This is a genomic window from Ruegeria halocynthiae (genome assembly GCF_900106805.1).
Taxonomy (GTDB): domain Bacteria; phylum Pseudomonadota; class Alphaproteobacteria; order Rhodobacterales; family Rhodobacteraceae; genus Ruegeria; species Ruegeria halocynthiae.
Window position 1 is genome coordinate 869440 of the sequence record NZ_FNNP01000001.1, and the last position, 17115, is coordinate 886554.

Annotated in this window: 18 protein-coding genes and 3 tRNA genes; 8 read left to right on the plus strand and 13 right to left on the minus strand. The window is 55.0% G+C overall.

Features of this window, described 5'->3' with window-relative positions:
* Positions 1-86 precede the first annotated feature (86 nt).
* The gene (locus BLU89_RS04440; protein WP_074734790.1) at positions 87-479 is read left to right on the plus strand and encodes a hypothetical protein; all 393 of its coding nucleotides are present in this window, start codon (positions 87-89) and stop codon (positions 477-479) included.
* 6 nt (positions 480-485) lie between these two features.
* Here BLU89_RS04440 and uvrA read toward each other — a convergent pair whose 3' ends face one another.
* The 4 genes from uvrA to BLU89_RS04460 all read right to left on the minus strand — a co-directional run bounded on the left by uvrA (position 486) and on the right by BLU89_RS04460 (position 4323).
* Positions 486-3344 (minus strand): excinuclease ABC subunit UvrA, encoded by a 2859-nt coding sequence (uvrA, locus tag BLU89_RS04445; RefSeq protein ID WP_074736384.1) that lies wholly within the window; start codon positions 3342-3344, stop codon positions 486-488.
* Positions 3345-3449: 105 nt separating this feature from the next.
* Positions 3450-3992 (minus strand): methyltransferase domain-containing protein, encoded by a 543-nt coding sequence (locus BLU89_RS04450; protein ID WP_143030514.1) that lies wholly within the window; start codon positions 3990-3992, stop codon positions 3450-3452.
* A gap of 125 nt (positions 3993-4117) precedes the next feature.
* Positions 4118-4194: transfer RNA gene (locus BLU89_RS04455), tRNA-Asp, on the minus strand.
* Positions 4195-4246: 52 nt separating this feature from the next.
* Positions 4247-4323, minus strand: a tRNA-Asp gene (locus BLU89_RS04460).
* Positions 4324-4536: 213 nt separating this feature from the next.
* On the opposite strand from BLU89_RS04460, the gene BLU89_RS04465 reads away from it, so the two are divergent.
* Positions 4537-4611, plus strand: a tRNA-Val gene (locus BLU89_RS04465).
* A gap of 65 nt (positions 4612-4676) precedes the next feature.
* Here BLU89_RS04465 and BLU89_RS04470 read toward each other — a convergent pair.
* Both BLU89_RS04470 and BLU89_RS21490 read right to left on the minus strand, forming a co-directional pair.
* Positions 4677-4904 (minus strand): hypothetical protein, encoded by a 228-nt coding sequence (locus BLU89_RS04470; protein ID WP_074734794.1) that lies wholly within the window; start codon positions 4902-4904, stop codon positions 4677-4679.
* 83 nt (positions 4905-4987) lie between these two features.
* On the minus strand, positions 4988-5155 hold the full coding sequence (locus BLU89_RS21490) for a hypothetical protein (protein WP_176797655.1): 168 nt from the start codon (positions 5153-5155) through the stop codon (positions 4988-4990).
* Here BLU89_RS21490 and BLU89_RS04475 point away from each other — a divergent pair.
* Positions 5154-6740, plus strand: coding sequence for an APC family permease (locus BLU89_RS04475; RefSeq protein WP_074734796.1), 1587 nt, complete (start codon positions 5154-5156; stop codon positions 6738-6740). The genes BLU89_RS21490 and BLU89_RS04475 overlap by 2 nt on opposite strands.
* A gap of 51 nt (positions 6741-6791) precedes the next feature.
* Here the strand turns inward: BLU89_RS04475 and lon are convergent, their stop codons facing one another.
* The 4 genes from lon to BLU89_RS04495 all read right to left on the minus strand — a co-directional run bounded on the left by lon (position 6792) and on the right by BLU89_RS04495 (position 12125).
* Complete coding sequence (lon, locus tag BLU89_RS04480; protein ID WP_074734798.1) at positions 6792-9200, minus strand: endopeptidase La; 2409 nt, start codon at positions 9198-9200, stop codon at positions 6792-6794.
* A 234-nt stretch (positions 9201-9434) separates the two neighbouring features.
* A complete protein-coding gene (locus BLU89_RS04485; protein ID WP_074734800.1) occupies positions 9435-9845 on the minus strand; it encodes a DUF6636 domain-containing protein in 411 nt (136 codons plus the stop codon).
* A gap of 93 nt (positions 9846-9938) precedes the next feature.
* A complete protein-coding gene (gene tgt / locus BLU89_RS04490; protein WP_074734802.1) occupies positions 9939-11069 on the minus strand; it encodes a tRNA guanosine(34) transglycosylase Tgt in 1131 nt (376 codons plus the stop codon).
* A gap of 63 nt (positions 11070-11132) precedes the next feature.
* Positions 11133-12125 carry a nucleoside hydrolase gene (locus BLU89_RS04495; protein ID WP_245709657.1) on the minus strand — a complete coding sequence of 331 codons (993 nt, stop codon included), beginning with the start codon at positions 12123-12125 and terminating at the stop codon, positions 11133-11135.
* 92 nt (positions 12126-12217) lie between these two features.
* Between BLU89_RS04495 and BLU89_RS04500 the strand changes: the two genes are divergently transcribed.
* The 3 genes from BLU89_RS04500 to BLU89_RS04510 all read left to right on the plus strand — a co-directional run bounded on the left by BLU89_RS04500 (position 12218) and on the right by BLU89_RS04510 (position 13844).
* Entirely contained in the window at positions 12218-13108 is an 891-nt protein-coding gene (locus BLU89_RS04500; RefSeq protein WP_074734804.1) for an SPFH domain-containing protein, read from the plus strand.
* Positions 13108-13386 (plus strand): NfeD family protein, encoded by a 279-nt coding sequence (locus tag BLU89_RS04505; RefSeq protein WP_074734806.1) that lies wholly within the window; start codon positions 13108-13110, stop codon positions 13384-13386. The genes BLU89_RS04500 and BLU89_RS04505 overlap by 1 nt, the downstream gene beginning before the upstream one ends.
* A 95-nt stretch (positions 13387-13481) precedes the next feature.
* Positions 13482-13844, plus strand: a complete 363-nt coding sequence (locus BLU89_RS04510; RefSeq protein ID WP_074734807.1) for an SUF system Fe-S cluster assembly protein — start codon at positions 13482-13484, stop codon at positions 13842-13844.
* A 222-nt stretch (positions 13845-14066) separates the two neighbouring features.
* Here the strand turns inward: BLU89_RS04510 and BLU89_RS04515 are convergent, their stop codons facing one another.
* Positions 14067-14399, minus strand: coding sequence for a hypothetical protein (locus tag BLU89_RS04515; RefSeq protein WP_074734809.1), 333 nt, complete (start codon positions 14397-14399; stop codon positions 14067-14069).
* Between the two features lie 172 nt (positions 14400-14571).
* Here BLU89_RS04515 and BLU89_RS04520 point away from each other — a divergent pair, with 172 nt between their 5' ends.
* Complete coding sequence (locus BLU89_RS04520) at positions 14572-14937, plus strand: HesB/IscA family protein (RefSeq protein WP_074734811.1); 366 nt, start codon at positions 14572-14574, stop codon at positions 14935-14937.
* Here the strand turns inward: BLU89_RS04520 and BLU89_RS04525 are convergent.
* The gene (locus BLU89_RS04525) at positions 14934-15848 is read right to left on the minus strand and encodes an isopenicillin N synthase family dioxygenase (RefSeq protein WP_074734813.1); all 915 of its coding nucleotides are present in this window, start codon (positions 15846-15848) and stop codon (positions 14934-14936) included. The two genes, BLU89_RS04520 and BLU89_RS04525, sit on opposite strands and share 4 nt — an antisense overlap.
* Positions 15849-15969: 121 nt before the next feature.
* On the opposite strand from BLU89_RS04525, the gene tpiA reads away from it, so the two are divergent.
* Entirely contained in the window at positions 15970-16719 is a 750-nt protein-coding gene (tpiA, locus tag BLU89_RS04530; protein WP_074734815.1) for a triose-phosphate isomerase, read from the plus strand.
* 6 nt (positions 16720-16725) lie between these two features.
* Here the strand turns inward: tpiA and BLU89_RS04535 are convergent, their stop codons facing one another.
* The gene (locus BLU89_RS04535; protein ID WP_074734817.1) at positions 16726-17037 is read right to left on the minus strand and encodes a DMT family transporter; all 312 of its coding nucleotides are present in this window, start codon (positions 17035-17037) and stop codon (positions 16726-16728) included.
* Positions 17038-17115: the final 78 nt, after the last annotated feature.

Sequence of the window (17115 nt, forward strand, 5' to 3'; positions counted from 1 at the left end):
ACGGGGCTGGAATACATAGAGGCGCGCCCATAGGTGTTCGGGTAATATGCAAACCAACCCAAACACCAACGCCGGAGCGCGCTTCTATGAAAACCCTGTCCAGCCTTTCAATGATTGCCCTGATCGCGCTGAGCCCTGCTGTTGCATTAGCCGGGAACGGGAATAGCAAAGGCAAGAATAAGTCCAAACTGCAGGTCGAACGGGTCTCACCGCAATCTGGCGTGGTGCGTGGCAATGCAGGCCATTGTCCTCCAGGACTGGCGAAGAAAGCTGTTCCCTGTGTTCCGCCCGGCCAAGCCAAAAAGTTCTACCGGACTGGTGACCGGCTTGATGACTACATTTGGATCGACGACCCCTATCGCTATGGTTTGCGACGCGGCGGCAACTATGTGCGTGCGGGCGACTATGTTTATAAAATCGATCCCGAAACGCACAAAGTGCTGAACCTGATCGGCGCGGTAGCCGATATCCTTTACTGATCGTTGTTATTCCGCAGCCACACGCTCAGTGTTTAACATCGGCTTGAGATATCGACCGGTATGACTGCGCTCGTATTCGGCAATCTCCTCCGGAGTACCTTCGGCCACGATCTTTCCACCTCCATCACCACCTTCCGGACCGATATCGATGATCCAGTCGGCGGTTTTAACCACATCCAGATTGTGTTCAATCACGACTACCGTATTTCCCTGATCCACCAATTCGTGCAACACTTCCAAAAGCTTACGCACATCTTCAAAGTGCAGACCGGTGGTCGGTTCATCAAGGATATATAGCGTACGCCCAGTCGAACGCTTGCTGAGTTCCTTTGAAAGCTTAACCCGCTGCGCCTCACCACCGGACAGCGTGGTCGCCTGCTGGCCAACCTTGATATAGCCCAGCCCCACCCGTGCCAAAGCGTCCATCTTGTCACGGATCGATGGCACAGCCTTGAAGAACTCCTGCGCGTCCTCCACTGTCATATCAAGCACATCTGCAATGGATTTGCCCTTGAACTTGATCTCCAGTGTTTCACGGTTATAGCGCGCCCCTTTGCAGGTCTCACAAGTCACGTAGACGTCGGGCAAAAAGTGCATCTCAATCTTGATGACACCATCGCCCTGGCAAGCCTCGCATCGACCACCTTTGACGTTGAAGCTGAATCGCCCAGGCTTATAACCACGCGCCTTGGCCTCTGGCAGACCGGCGAACCAGTCGCGGATCGGCGTGAAAGCCCCCGTGTAAGTCGCTGGATTCGAACGCGGAGTTCGCCCGATCGGCCGCTGATCAATGTCGATGACTTTATCCAGATGCTCAAGACCTTTGATCGTTTCGCAAGGCGCTGGCGTCTGGCGGGCTCCGTTCAATCGCATCGAGGCTGTCTTGAACAAAGTCTCGATCGTCAGCGTGGATTTGCCGCCCCCCGAGACACCCGAGACACAGACAAATTTGCCCAATGGGAAGTCGACTGTGACATTTTTCAGGTTGTTACCAGTGGCTTTGACTACGCTGACCTTCTGCTTTTTGCCTTTACGCCGTTCGATCGGCACGGCGATTTCGCGACTACCAGATAAATACTGACCGGTGATCGAGGCCGCATCGGCCGAGATATGTTCAGGTGTGCCATGGCTGACCACCTGTCCTCCGTGTACCCCGGCGCCGGGGCCGATATCAAAGACGTAATCCGCCTCGCGGATGGCCTCTTCGTCATGTTCAACCACAATGACCGTATTACCCTGATCACGCAGGTTTTTGAGCGTTCCCAGAAGACGGTCATTATCACGCTGATGCAAACCGATCGAGGGCTCGTCCAGCACATACAGAACACCTGTCAGACCCGAGCCAATCTGGCTGGCCAACCGGATTCGTTGACTTTCGCCCCCGGACAGAGTGCCGCTTGATCGTGACAGCGTAAGATATTCTAAACCCACATTATTCAGGAATCCTAGCCGCTCACGAATCTCCTTGAGAATGACGCGTGCGATCTCATTCTTTTGCACGCTCAGATGCTTCGGTGCTTCCTCGACCCAGGCCAGCGCCTCGCGGATCGACATCTCGACCACCTGTCCTACATGTAATCGGGCAATCTTGACCGCCAGGGCCTCGGCGCGCAGGCGGTACCCCTCACAGGTCCCACAAGGCCGGTTGTTCTGATAGCGCTCGAATTCTTCGCGTATCCAGGCACTGTCAGTTTCGCGATACCGGCGTTCCATATTCGGAATGACGCCTTCAAAGCTTCGCGTAACCTGATATACTCGCCCGCCTTCGTCGTACCGAAACTGAATCTCTTCGTCACCAGAGCCGCGCAGAAACACCTGCTGGACCTTCTTGGGCAAATCCTTCCAAGGCGTGTTCTTGTCGAATTCGTAATGTCGCGCAATGGCTTCGATGGTCTGCAGAAAATAAGGCGACTTACCCTTGCGCCACGGCGCCAAAGCCCCATCATAGAGTTTCAGCGTTTGATCAGGCACAACCAGCCGTTCGTCAAAAAACAACTCGGCTCCAAGACCATCGCAATGTGGGCAAGCCCCAACCGGCGCATTGAATGAAAACAGGCGTGGTTCGATTTCGGGGATGGTAAATCCGCTGACGGGACACGCGAAATTCTCGCTAAATGTTATCCGTTCGGGGTCGCCTTCCTTGGGCGCGGTTTCAAGAATCGCAATCCCATCTGCCAGATCAAGCGCGGTGCGCAGACTGTCGGCCAGACGCGTTTCCATCCCTTCGCGTACAACCAGACGGTCAACCACGACGTCGATGTCATGACGAAATTTCTTGTCGAGCGTTGGGGGTTCATCCAACTCGTAAAATTCACCATCCACCTTGATGCGTTGAAAACCTTGCTTTCGCAGTTCAAGGAACTCTTTCCTGTATTCTCCCTTCCTGTCTCGCACGATCGGTGCCAACAGATATCCGCGTGTCCCCTCGTCCATAGACTTGATCCGGTCGACCATATCCTGCACTTGCTGCGCCTCGATCGGCAGCCCTGTGGCCGGGCTGTAAGGCGTACCTGCGCGGGCAAAAAGCAGGCGCAAATAGTCATAGATCTCGGTCACGGTTCCGACAGTTGAGCGCGGGTTCTTCGAGGTCGTTTTCTGTTCAATCGAAATTGCCGGAGACAGACCGCTGATGTGATCCACATCGGGCTTTTCCATCATATCCAGGAACTGACGTGCATAGGCCGACAGGCTTTCGACATACCGGCGCTGACCCTCGGCATAGATTGTGTCAAATGCCAACGAAGACTTACCCGAGCCTGACAGGCCAGTGATCACCACCAGCTGATCCCGCGGAATGTCGACATCAATACTCTTTAGGTTATGCTCGCGCGCGCCGCGCACTTCGATATTCTTAAGCTCAGCCATCTCGGCCCCCAACAACCAACGCCCTAGAGATAGGCGAGCAACGCTGAGTCTCCAACCGAAAAATTAGAACAAAGTATGAACAGGCGGTTTTTTGGCCCGTTCCGCCTAATCATCCGATTTCCGCGCCAGCGCCCATGCGCAGATCGGGAAATCGGGATCATTGTCCAAATTGTCCTTCTCGGGATCATAGATCGGTGGCCAGTCAAGTTCGAGATTGCGCAACGCAGCCTGCCGATTGCCCCATTGTTCTGCTCGAATATGTGCGGGATCAAAGCCGCACTCGGTCAGAAAGTTTTTCAACCCACGCGCGGACCACCGAGAGCAATCGTGTGGGGCGGCGTGAAACGGGATGAAGAATGGGACCGCCAGCCAGAAATATCCGCCGGGTCGCAACATCTCTTGCACATTCAGCGTTGCTTCTAAGGGGCGATCCAGATGTTCCCAAACCTGATTGGCCAGAACCAGATCAAATTTAAGAACCTGCGCCTGATCATCCAAAACAGGTCCAGTGCAGATGTCATGCCGGGCGTGCCAAACCTGTTCGTAGCTGCGAAACCCGAACTGCCTACCCCACGAGCCCGAGATTTCAACGGCGTCAAGCGTATCGGGCTTTAGGTCGCGTATCCACTGCCGGCTGCGCCGGGCCATTATGACTCGATTCAAACTGGTCACTGCGTGCCTCTGGTGTTTTTTGCACAATAAACCACATGACCGATTGGTTGTCGGCTTTAAAACGCCACTATGAACGTCTGAGTTTTGCATCTGAGGAGAAATGGCGCGGTTGACGGGGCTCGAACCCGCGACCCCCGGCGTGACAGGCCGGTACTCTAACCAACTGAGCTACAACCGCGCATTTAGGGTCTATGTGCGATCCGTTTGCCCGGACCAAAGGCTGACAGTGATGGCGCGGTTGACGGGGTTCGAACCCGCGACCCCCGGCGTGACAGGCCGGTACTCTAACCAACTGAGCTACAACCGCCCACTGCCCGTTCATCTCTGAACGTTGGGGTGTATTATGGCTACCGCTGTGCAGCGTCAAGCGGCGTTTTCAAGTTTTTTGCCTAATCACGAATTTTTCCAATGCCATCAACATTGCACAGGGCAAATGCGTCATGAAAATCTCTTGCCAGTCCCTACACACAAAGATTTAAGCTTGCGGATAAATCTCGGCTTCTATATCTGAGCCCGCCATGGGTGATTAGCTCAGTGGTAGAGCGCTTCGTTCACATCGAAGATGTCAGGAGTTCAAATCTCTTATCACCCACCATATGTTTCAATGACTTAGAAGTGTATGCTAAAGTATATCCAAGCTTTCATCCATGTGACGCGACACTATCCACCGACGTAGACGCCAGTTTTGGGACGGTAAAAAATCTTCTGATCATGAAGTCGCCCCAATAGGTCATGGGCATTTCGCACAAATTTCTCGCGGGCTTCTCTGGCTTCGCCCCCCTCATCTTCCTGCGCCGGTGATCTGGCTGCAATGACGTGGCGCATGGCCTCCTCGATCAGATCCATATCCTCGACCGAAAGCTCAAACAGATCGTTGTACTGAGGCATCCTGGGTTCTCCTACCTTGGCGCAGGTATTCAGCCTGCCCTAAGTTCCGTCTCGTTTCCATCTCAAACATTCTAATCAGTCAATCAGGCTTTGTGGGATGCAATCACGATCGCCACGACATTGATCCGGACAAATCGCATCAACCCACAGATTTCTGCATAGTTTTCGGGACTTGTCATGTTTCCTGCTGCCCGCGTATCCTGATACCGATAGCCGCCGATTGGGCGGAATTCCTTGGTGAAATACTGCATGGCTCATCTGAAGCGGGAAATTGGTCTGGTTGGCCTGACCTTCATTTCGGTCGGAGGCATCATTGGATCCGGCTGGCTGTTCGGACCACTGCTCGCCGTGCAGCACGCAGGCCCTGCCGCTATTTTGTCTTGGATTATCGGCGCCGTTGCCATGTTTATCCTGGCAATCACATTCGCCGAAATTTCTGCCATGTTGCCAATCCCAGGCGGGATAGCGCGGGTTCCGCAGTTTTCGCACGGTAATATCGTTTCGATGGCAATGGGCTGGACGGCATGGATCGGTTACAACACCACTGCACCGATCGAGGTGGAGGCTATGCTGAAATACCTCGCGCCTTACGCCCCATGGCTCCACACTGCGGATACCGGCGATCTGACCGGAGCCGGTGTTTCGGTCGCGTTGCTGTTCATGTTGCTGTTCGTCGCGGTAAACGCGCTGGGTGTCAAATTTTTTGCTCAAGTTAACGCCACACTGACATGGGCCAAGATCGCCATTCCAATCGTGCTATCCGTATTGCTGATCGCAACCCGATTTGATGTTCAGAACTTTACAACGCCTGATGGCTTCGCGCCTTACGGCCTCAAGGGGGTTATGGCCGCAGTATCAACCGGTGGAGTGATATTTTCGTTTATCGGCTTTCGTCATGTGGTTGATATGGCAGGCGAAGTTCGCAATCCGAAATTCGCCATCCCTGCCGCTTTGATTCTGTCCATCGTTCTTTGCGCCTTGATTTATCTTGGACTGCAGGTCGCCTTTATCGGCGCGCTTGAGCCGACGATGATCAGCAAGGGGTGGGCAAACCTGAGCTTTGGCGGGCAAGGACCTTTGGACGGCGTCCTCATGTCGGTCGGGCTCTTGTGGTTTCTCAGCCTTCTTAACGTGGGCTCAGTTATCGGCCCCTTCGGCAACGGGCTTGTTGCGACCGGATCAAATGCCCGAATCGCCCTGGCGCTGTCGCAAAACGGTTTTCTGCCGAAACGTCTGCAGATGCTGTCTTCATTTGGCGTACCCTTATGGGCACTGGCATTGAACTTTCTGATCGGCACACTGTTTCTGCTTACCATCCCTTTCACGACTATCATCGCACTGAACGGCGCTGCAATCGTGATGTCTTTTGCGGTAGGGCCCATCGCCGTAGTATGCCTGCGTGATCTGCTGCCGGATCACCCGCGCTCAATCCGTATCCCCGCCGTCAAGCTGGTCGGCATCACAGCCTTCGCGATCTCAACACTGATTGTGTACTGGAGCGGCTGGGATACAATCTGGAGGTTGGGGATCGCGCTGATCATCGGCATGGTGCTATTGCTGGTCCGCTTCCACAACCGGCTCGACGAAATGGACGCGACCGAGGCGCTTTGGCTGATGCCATATTTCTGTGGGTTGGGCTTGATTTCTTACATGGGTCAGTTTGGAGAAGGTGCGCAAAAACAAATCCCATTCGGTTGGGATATTCTGCTGTGTGTCGCGTTTTCGACGGTGATTTTCGCACTCGCCATACGCTCGGCCCTGTCTGACGAAAAATTCCAAGCCTACATCGCTGACGAAGAAGTGCTCGACCCAGCGAAGCCCGTCATAGGCCTTTGAACGAAAAAAGGCGGGGATTGACCCCGCCTCTTTTATTCTCATGCAACAATGTCAGTGTGCGGTTGCAGATGGACCAGCACCTTCCGCTGCTTTTGCTGCAGCAGCAGCCGCTTCCTCAGCAGCCTCATCCCAATCCACCGACTCGGGCTTACGCACCAATGCATGTTCAAGGACTTCCGAGACGTGATTGACCGGGATGATTTTCAGCCCTTCTTTCACGTTGTCCGGAATTTCCGCCAGGTCCTTCTCGTTTTCTTCCGGGATCAAAACCGTCTTGATCCCGCCCCGAAGGGCAGCCAGCAGTTTTTCCTTGAGTCCACCAATTGGCATCGCGTTCCCCCGCAATGAGACCTCGCCGGTCATGGCGATGTCCTTGCGCACCGGAATACCGGTCAGCACCGAAACGATCGACGTTACCATGGCCAAACCGGCACTCGGCCCATCCTTGGGTGTTGCGCCGTCAGGCACGTGAACGTGGATGTCGATCTTGTCGAACTTCGGTGGTTTCACCCCGATCTGAGGAGAAATTGACCGCACATAAGACGAGGCAGCGTCGATAGATTCTTTCATCACATCACCCAGCTTGCCGGTGGTCTTCATCCGGCCTTTTCCGGGCAGTTTCAGCGCCTCGATTTGCAGCAAATCGCCACCAACAGACGTCCAGGCCAGACCTGTGACAACACCGACCTGATCATCCTGTTCGGCCAGCCCATAGCGGAACTTGGGCACGCCAAGGAAATCATCCAGATTTTCCGGCGTCACCGAAACGGTTTCAGCCTCTTTCTTGATGATTTTGGTCAGCGACTTCCGCGCCACCTTAGCAATCTCGCGTTCAAGGTTCCGCACACCCGCCTCGCGCGTATAGGTGCGGATGATCGACTGCAGCGCGTCATCTGTCAGTTCGAACTCTTTGTCCTTCAGGCCGTGGTTCTTGACCTGCTTACTGATCAGATGCTGCTTGGCGATCTCGCTCTTTTCATCTTCGGTGTAACCGGCCAGCGGAATGATCTCCATCCGGTCTAGCAGAGGCCCAGGCATGTTGTAGCTGTTCGAAGTGGTCAGGAACATCACGTTCGACAGGTCATATTCGACCTCAAGATAGTGGTCCATGAACGTGCTGTTCTGTTCCGGATCCAACACTTCCAGCATTGCCGAGGCCGGGTCACCACGGAAGTCCTGTCCCATCTTGTCGATTTCATCCAACAAGATCAGCGGGTTTGTGGTTTTCGCCTTTTTCAGCGCCTGAATGATCTTACCGGGCATCGACCCGATATAAGTCCGACGGTGACCTCTGATCTCGGATTCATCACGTACACCGCCCAGCGAGATGCGGATGAACTCACGCCCCGTCGCACGTGCGACAGACTTACCAAGCGAGGTTTTACCCACACCCGGAGGGCCAACAAGGCACATGATCGGGCCTTTCAACTTTTTCGAGCGCTGCTGAACCGCCAGATACTCAACGATCCGTTCCTTGACTTTCTCAAGGCCATAGTGATCGGCGTCCAGAATGTCCTGCGCGCGACCCAGATCCTTTTTGACGCGGGATTTCGTGCCCCACGGCAGAGCCAAAATCCAATCGAGATAATTGCGCACAACAGTGGCCTCGGCCGACATGGGCGACATGTTCTTGAGCTTCTTCAGCTCGCCTTCCGCCTTTTCGCGCGCTTCTTTCGACAGTTTGGTCTCGTTGATTTTCGCTTCCAACTCGGCAACTTCGTTGCTGCCATCCTCACCGTCGCCCAGCTCCTTCTGAATGGCTTTCATCTGCTCATTCAGATAATACTCGCGCTGCGTCTTCTCCATCTGAGATTTGACGCGGGTCTTGATCTTTTTCTCGACCTGCAGGACAGACATTTCGCCTTGCATCAGGCCATAGACCTTCTCAAGCCGCTCGCTGACCGAGAGCGTCTCAAGCAACTCCTGCTTTTGCTCAACTTCGATCCCCAAATGACCCGATACGAGATCAGCCAGCTTGGCGGACTCGGTGGTTTCACCCACAGCGGCCAACGCTTCTTCGGGGATGTTCTTACGCACCTTGGCATAGCGCTCGAACTCGTCGGTGACAGCGCGCAGCAGCGCTTCGGTCGTTGTGACATCACCCGGAATTTCAGTCAGATACTCGGCCCTGGCTTCGAAAAACTGATCATTTTCAAGAAATTCCGTGATCTGTACACGCGCCTGACCTTCGACCAGCACCTTCACGGTGCCATCGGGCAGCTTCAGCAGTTGCAGAACGTTGGCCAGAACGCCCGAGCGGTAGATACCGTCGATTTCGGGATCATCCTCGCCGGGATCAATCTGGCTGGACAACAGAATTTGCTTGTCATCCTGCATCACCTCTTCCAGCGCGCGGACCGATTTATCTCGGCCCACGAACAGCGGCACGATCATATGTGGGAAAACCACGATATCGCGCAGCGGCAGAACGGGGTATGAGGAATTCAGAGGCTCTTGCATGCTCTATCCTTATCATTGGCAAGACGGCGCTGGTCCCTGAATCAGGCAACCATTGGCTGTCTCCTGTCTTGGACGATAAAGGTGGGGCACCTGCACCCCTATTTCAACCTCATCGCCGTTTGTCGTGATGCAGAATGACCCGTTGATTTGGCGACTTCAAGGCATCCCGCAGACATATCCACCGTTTTCGACGAAACACGACGACAAGTTGGGTGTTAAATCACCACGCGCAGGTCAAAACACACTCTGTTTGGCCCGGGACAAAAAGAAGCCGTGGCCGACTTCGTTTCGGCATTCCAGTCCCTTTCTCGAGGAATGGCAGACAAAACCGCCAAACGTTCCGGTGATACCATACTCCGCACGATCAAACCCGTCGCGATTATGGTTCAATGGCTGGCACAGCATTCGCACTGCGCCGGTATTAGTCATGAAAAAATCATGACCCCAGTCCGATTGACAATCCGCTGGCCGAGGAAAAGCGGGTGCGCCGCTGCGCTCGATTATGGTGCACGACAGGTCCGAGACACTAGCCCCCTCTCCGACCACACACTGGATGTTCTCGGACGGGGTTTCGAATGTCCAGACGTCAGCCTGCGAGGTCGACGCACAAAGAACGATTGCAATAGAAATAAGAAAGCGAGGCATTGAATCCTCCTAAACAAAACAAATGAAATCGATAAAACAAACCGGGGACAGTATAGCAAATAATGCGACGTTTGTCACCGCTCGGACCACAATCTAAAGCGGCTCAATATCGCCCTGTTCCCGTTGCGCTTGAAAGCGAGCCTGCCATTGAGCAAAGGCGCCCCCGGCGATCGCGTCCCTCATCCCATGCATGATCTCTTGAAAGTAATGCAGGTTGTGCCATGTCAGCAGCATACCCGAAATCATTTCATTCGAGCGGAACACGTGGTGCAGATAGGCCCGTGAGTAGCTTGAACAGGCCGGACAGCTACACTGCTCATCCAGCGGTCGCGGATCATCGGCGTGACGGGCATTCTTGATGTTGATCACGCCGTAACGTGTGAAAACCTGACCCGTTCGACCGGACCGTGAGGGCAATACGCAATCCATCATGTCGATGCCGCGCGCGACTGCGCCTACGATGTCGTCCGGCTTGCCCACACCCATCAGGTAACGCGGCTTGTCCTCGGGCAGGAAATCGGGCGCATAGTCGAGGCAATCTAACATGGCCTCTTGACCTTCACCAACAGCCAGGCCGCCAACAGCGTAGCCTTCAAAGCCTATCTGCTTCAATGCTTCGGCGCTTTCCTCACGCAGATCCTGTTCCAGGCCGCCCTGCATTATGCCAAATAGCGCGTGTCCCGGGCGATCCCCGAATGCGTCCCGAGACCGGTCCGCCCATCGCATCGAAAGGCGCATCGACTCAGCAATCCGCTCGCGGTCTGCGGGCAGCGCCGGGCATTCATCGAAACACATCACGATATCTGATCCCAGCAGCCGCTGGATCTCCATCGAGCGTTCCGGAGTGAGCTCATGCCGTGAGCCATCGATATGCGATTTGAAGGTCACGCCCTTTTCGGTCAACTTGCGCAGCCCGGCCAGCGACATCACCTGAAACCCACCCGAGTCAGTTAGGATCGGGCGCTCCCAATTCATGAACTTGTGTAGCCCGCCCAGCCGGTCAATCCGCTCGGCCGTGGGGCGCAGCATCAGGTGGTAGGTGTTACCCAGCAGGATATCCGCACCGGTCGCGCGCACGCTTTCAGGCATCATCGCCTTTACCGTCGCCGCAGTTCCGACCGGCATGAACGCAGGCGTCCGCACCTCTCCGCGCGGCGTGTTGATCACGCCTGTGCGGGCTTTGCCATCGGTGGCTTTCAGGTCAAACGAGAAACGGTCAGTCATCTTGGGGCCTCGGGTCGCGGAACCGGGCAGGCTTTGCCCGATCTGCAGGTGCAATGCAACCCGTCAGGGCAGCGAGCTCACCCGCTCGGTAAACAGACGCACAACCCCTGCCCCATCCACATCCCGACATACCTGCACCAGAGGGCGTGTCGGGTCGCAACGGGTCGCGCCGATTTCAGGCCCGTCGAGTACCACGTTCAAACCCGTATCAACCATTTCAAACATCGGTTCATGAGTACAGGCGATTACGGCGGTCGAATCGTGCAGACCACACCCTTCCAGCCCGCCGATTTCCTTGTAAAACTTGAGGTAGAAACGAGAAATATCCCGCAGGAACCCACCCATATCGCGCGAACGCCGAGCCAGATCATCAAAATCCGCAGTCTCGTAGAGGGTCTTGAGCGTCACATCCAATCCAACCAACACGGTGGGTGGCGGCGCGGCAAAGACCTCATCCGCGGCTTTGGCATCGTGGTATATATTGGCCTCGGCATGTTCCGTGATGTTTCCGCGGCAGAACACGGCGCCGCCCATGATGACCAGTTTGCACAGGTTCCTCGAAAACTCAGGGTCCAGCCGTATCGCATCCGCGATATTGGTTAATGGTCCGACAGCGCAGACAACCAATTCACCCCGATGCACCCGCGCCATTTCGACAAGAAACTCAGCCGCTGGCAGCGTATGGTTTTCTCCGATCTGGGGGATTTCGGTGAAATCCCCAAACCCTTCCGGCCCGTGCACATGCTCGGACGGAGCATGGCTGCTTTCACCACGCGCGAACGGCGCACCTTCAGCAACCGGAATGTTCATGCCCAGCCTGTCTACCAGGTAGCGCGCGTTGCGGCTGGACTGACGTACATGAGTATTGCCGAAAACAGCCGTCAGGCCGATCAATTCGATATCGGGCGCTGCGGCGGCATAGGCGATGGCCATGGCATCATCTATGCCGGGGTCAGTATCGATTATCAGTTTCATCCCCGCCCGATACCGCAAACGCCACCGGATGCAAAGCGGCCACAAGGTGAAATCCCGCACCGCTTTAGTGCTTTCAAACACTTGCATTCCTGCCGACTCAATCCATACCAGAGTTGAAATCGGGCGACTCAATCCCCAAATGTATACTATAGTACACAATAATGAGGACAGTTATGACAGAAGACCAAATCATCGGACTGCTTACATCGAACATCATCTATTTACTGGCGGCAGCTTTTATCGTCATCGTTATCCTGAAAGGGATCAAAATCGTTCCCCAATCCGAGAAATATGTTGTGGAACGGTTTGGCCGCCTGCATTCGGTTCTCGGGCCTGGCATCAATTTCATCGTTCCTTTTCTGGATGTTGCGCGCCACAAGATATCCATTCTGGAACGTCAGCTTCCCAACGCAACGCAGGATGCGATCACCAAAGACAATGTTCTGGTGCAGATCGACACTTCGGTATTCTATCGTATTCTCGAACCCGAAAAGACGGTCTACCGTATCCGTGACGTAGACGGTGCGATTGCTACCACTGTGGCAGGTATCGTGCGTGCCGAGATTGGTAAAATGGATCTCGATGAGGTTCAGTCGAACCGCGCACAACTGATCACGCGCATTCAGGAAAGTGTTGAAACAGCAGTGGATGACTGGGGGATCGAAGTGACCCGCGCCGAGATTCTGGACGTAAATCTGGATCAGGCCACCCGCGATGCGATGCTGCAGCAGCTGAACGCTGAACGCGCGCGTCGTGCACAGGTGACTGAAGCCGAAGGTCAGAAACGCTCTGTCGAACTTCACGCTGATGCTGAGCTTTATGCAGCCGAGCAGGCCGCCAAAGCCCGCCGCATTCAGGCCGAGGCCGAGGCCTTCGCGACCGAAGTTGTTGCCAAGGCTATTCAAGACAACGGCATCGAGGCAGCGCAATACCAGGTGGCTTTGAAGCAGGTGGAGTCTCTAAACTCACTTGGCACCGGAAGCGGCTCGAAAACCATCGTTGTTCCTGCCAACGCGCTAGAAGCATTCGGAAACGCCTTCAACATGCTAAAAGGAGGCAAGTAATGGCAGATCCCTTCTGGCTGACCTGGTGGATATGGCTGGCCGGTGCCCTCGTTCTGGCAATTGTCGAAGTTGTTCTGCCCGGTTTCATCTTTCTGGGCTTTGCAATCGGTGCGGCGATCACTGGGCTCTTGCTGCTGATCCCGGGTGTGACCCCGAGCCTGCCTATTCTGCTGCTGATCTTCGCAGTTCTGTCGCTGATCGCATGGCTGGTGTTGCGGCGAATGTTTGCATTGCCCCATGGGCAAGTGAAAACCTTCAACCACGACATTAATGATTGACCACGCGTGGCGCCCGTAACAGGCGCCACGCCCCCTCTGGACGCTGCCCCGCACTTTCCCTATATAATTTCTCAGGTAACAGACCCGAGGCTTCAATGACCCATCCCAGCGAACAGTTTGAAGGCAGCCCGCTGATTGCACCTTCAACCATCGAGCACCCCCTGTACGAACACGTTGTGGAAGCCTGTCGGACGGTTTTTGATCCTGAGATTCCGGTCAATATTTATGATCTGGGCTTGATCTACACGATCGACATCAACAGCGAAAACGCCGTGAAAGTAATCATGACGCTGACAGCGCCCGGTTGCCCGGTTGCGGGCGAGATGCCTGGCTGGATCGTAGAAGCGATAGAACCCGTAGCGGGCGTCAAGGAAGTAGATGTCGAACTCACTTGGGAGCCACCTTGGGGCATGGAGATGATGTCAGACGAAGCCCGCCTTGAGCTCGGGTTTATGTAACTCGCATCAATCTACAGAATTTTGACGCTTGTCATGAAATGGTAATAAACCTGTTACCAATCCTTATTCTTAGCGACATAAACCAAAGGCATGTTTGCCGCGCTGGCATCGATCATCCCCGCTTTGCTGGCGTCTGGGCCAATAATCTGCCGTCCCCATACCAGATCTGCCCTGAATTTTGACCGCCCTTGCCCGAGGGCGGTCTTTTTCTGCCAACGGATGTTAGTCGATCCCGCAGGTCGATTTGATTTCAGCCGCTCTGGCATCCAATTGTTTGATGTAATCCCCTGACAGCATCTTCAGATGCTTGTTTTCTGTTCCAGTGACCAGACCCAATAAGGCACCCGCGGGCAAAATTGAAACAACGCTTTCAACCTGTTGATCTTCTGCGTGTTTCTTTTCCGCAGCAATCGCGCGCAGATCGCCCGGAGCAGTGGAGCAGTTGACCGGGTGCCGCTTGCTGTCATCCGCGGCAAGGGCCGGACAAACCAACGCAACACACACCAATCCAATCGAAACACCTCGTCCAATCATCTGCTTTGAAATTGCTGCCATTTCTTCACGCCTCTTTCGGATTACTTCCAAACAATCGGTTCTATCTTGTACGCTAATGCCATCTGGCTTTTCCAATCAACCCACCAACAGTGCGGGATTTGTATCCCTACGCTCTTGAGCCCGGCGTGTCTCGGTCTTAAATTGGACGTAACGCGCGAAAACGGAGCCCATCATGTTTGGCATTCCCGGCAAACAAGCCGTGACCATTACACCTAAAGCGGCTGAACAGATTGTTCGGCTGATGAAAATCGGCAGCCATGCCGGTCTGCGCATCGGCGTCAAAAAAGGCGGCTGTGCAGGTATGGAATACACCATGGACTATGTTGACGAGTCCGACTCGAACGATGAGGTCGTCGAACAAGACGGTGCCCGGGTAATGATCGCACCCATGGCACAGATGTTTCTGTTCGGAACTGAGATCGACTACGAAGTCTCATTGCTGGAATCCGGCTTCAAGTTTCGCAACCCCAACGTGGTAGACGCCTGCGGCTGCGGCGAATCGATCAAGTTCGACGAAACGCTGGCCACCGAGCGTTAAGACACTGCTTGCAGATGCACATAGGTCTCTTTGAAACGCCGCGTCAGATGCTCGCCGGCGCGGATCGTCGTGCCAGAGGATGGTGGGGCGACATTGGTGTCATATGAGGGGTTGAAGAACAGCGGAACTGAAATCCGCTCGTCCGCGCTGCCCTTGACCCGATGCTCAGTCGCCTTGATCTCTCCGGCGGTCCAGAATTCCAGCATTTCGCCGAAATTGATGATGAACTGATCGGGCGCGGCCACTACTGCCTGCCACTCACCACTGGGCATACGAACCTCAAGGCCAGGCGTACCGTCGGTGGCCAGCAAGGTCAGGCAGCCATAGTCGGTATGCGCACCAATGCCAAAATCGTTTTCCCCTGCCCAATCAGGGCGTTGCGGATAGAAATTACCACGCAAAAGTGCCATGGGAGTATCAAAGGCAGCATCAAAACTGTCCGCATTGCGACCAATGGCAACCGCTATGGCGCGCAAAACCCGCATCGCGACAGCACACGCGTCCGAATAGTAATACTGGATGGTGGTGCGGAAAACAGCATCGCCTGAAGGCCATAGATTCGGGGCGTACACACCCAGCCCGCGATCAGCATATGGATTGTCGGACGGCAGCTCAAAGCCGCAATCAAAAACCTCTTTGTAATCCGGGTTGGCATTGGGATCGACCTGCTCAGAGCGTGACGCGCCCCAACCGCGATTTGCGCCGGTTGCCGCCATATCGACACTTTGCTTGAAATCGTCGGGCTGGTGAAAGAACTTGCGATAAGTCGCAATCACCTGCTGCACCCGTTCAGCACTGAGCCCGGTATTGGAAATGGTCAGAAAACCGACCCGGCCAACGGCATCTCTCAGCTTGTCCATTTCGACCGGATCGCCTTGATCCAGCATTGCGAGGTTTAGATTTTCAATCATGCCGTCCTCTGTATTTTCCTGCGCAATGTCTCTCTGCCTTTCGCAGTCTGCAACCGGAATTGTCAGCCCTGCTTGCGGGTGATATCCGGGATGCACAACACATAAAACTGGAGGGATGGCAATGCGACGCAAGTTAGCGGCAGGCAACTGGAAAATGAATGGCACCGGCGTTGCGCTGAGCGAACTTAAGGCGCTGCGCGCTGCACACCCGTCATCCCCGGCCGAGATTCTCATCTGCCCTCCGGCAACTTTGCTGCACCGTGCTGCCGCCGCAGTTGAAGGGTCTGAAATCGCGATTGGAGGGCAGGATTGCCACGCCGCAGTATCGGGTGCCCATACGGGGGATCTGAGCGCCGAGATGCTGCTGGACGCCGGTGCGAACGCGGTGATTCTGGGCCATTCCGAGCGCCGGGAAGATCACGGTGAGCAAAACGAAGAGATTCGCGCCAAGGCCCGTGCTGCGATGGATGCCGGTCTGAAGGCAATCATCTGCGTCGGCGAAAGCCTGAACCAGCGTGAGGCGGCGAACACACTGGATATCATCGGCGGCCAGATGTCAGGGTCGATTCCGGATCAGGCGACCGGCGAAAACCTGATTGTGGCCTATGAACCGATCTGGGCCATTGGCACCGGCAAGGTACCGACACTGGAAGAAATCGGAGAAGTCCACGACTTTATCCGCGCCCGGCTCGAACGCCGTTTTGGCGAAGGTGTGGGGCGATCGGTCCGCCTGCTTTATGGCGGTTCAGTCAAACCCAGCAATGCGGTCGAAATCTTCGGGGTTTCAAATGTCGATGGCGCACTGGTGGGTGGAGCCAGTCTGAAAGCCGAAGATTTTTCTGGCATCATTCGGGCTCTTGAAAAGGCATAAGTGACTTTAGGCCAGCTTCATTACAACCAAGCCGGTTACAATCAGAACAGCGGCGATCATCCGCATCGGGGTGAGAGCTTCACCAAGGAACAGGATGCCTACAGTAAATGCACCCACGGCGCCGATCCCTGTCCAAATTGTATAGGCGGTACCAAGCGGCAGATCACGCATCGCCAGCGCGAGCAGACCAAAGGATCCGATCATCGAAACACCCATGATCATAGTCGGCCACAATCGTGTAAATCCGGCCGCTTGTTTCATCGCAACGGCCCAGACGATTTCAAGCAGTCCTGCGAATGCGAGCAAAACCCATGGCATAAGAACACCTCACTTCTTGAGTTCGGGTCGTCCCGAATGATCATCCACGATGGTGAGGTCGTCCTCGCGCTCAAACGT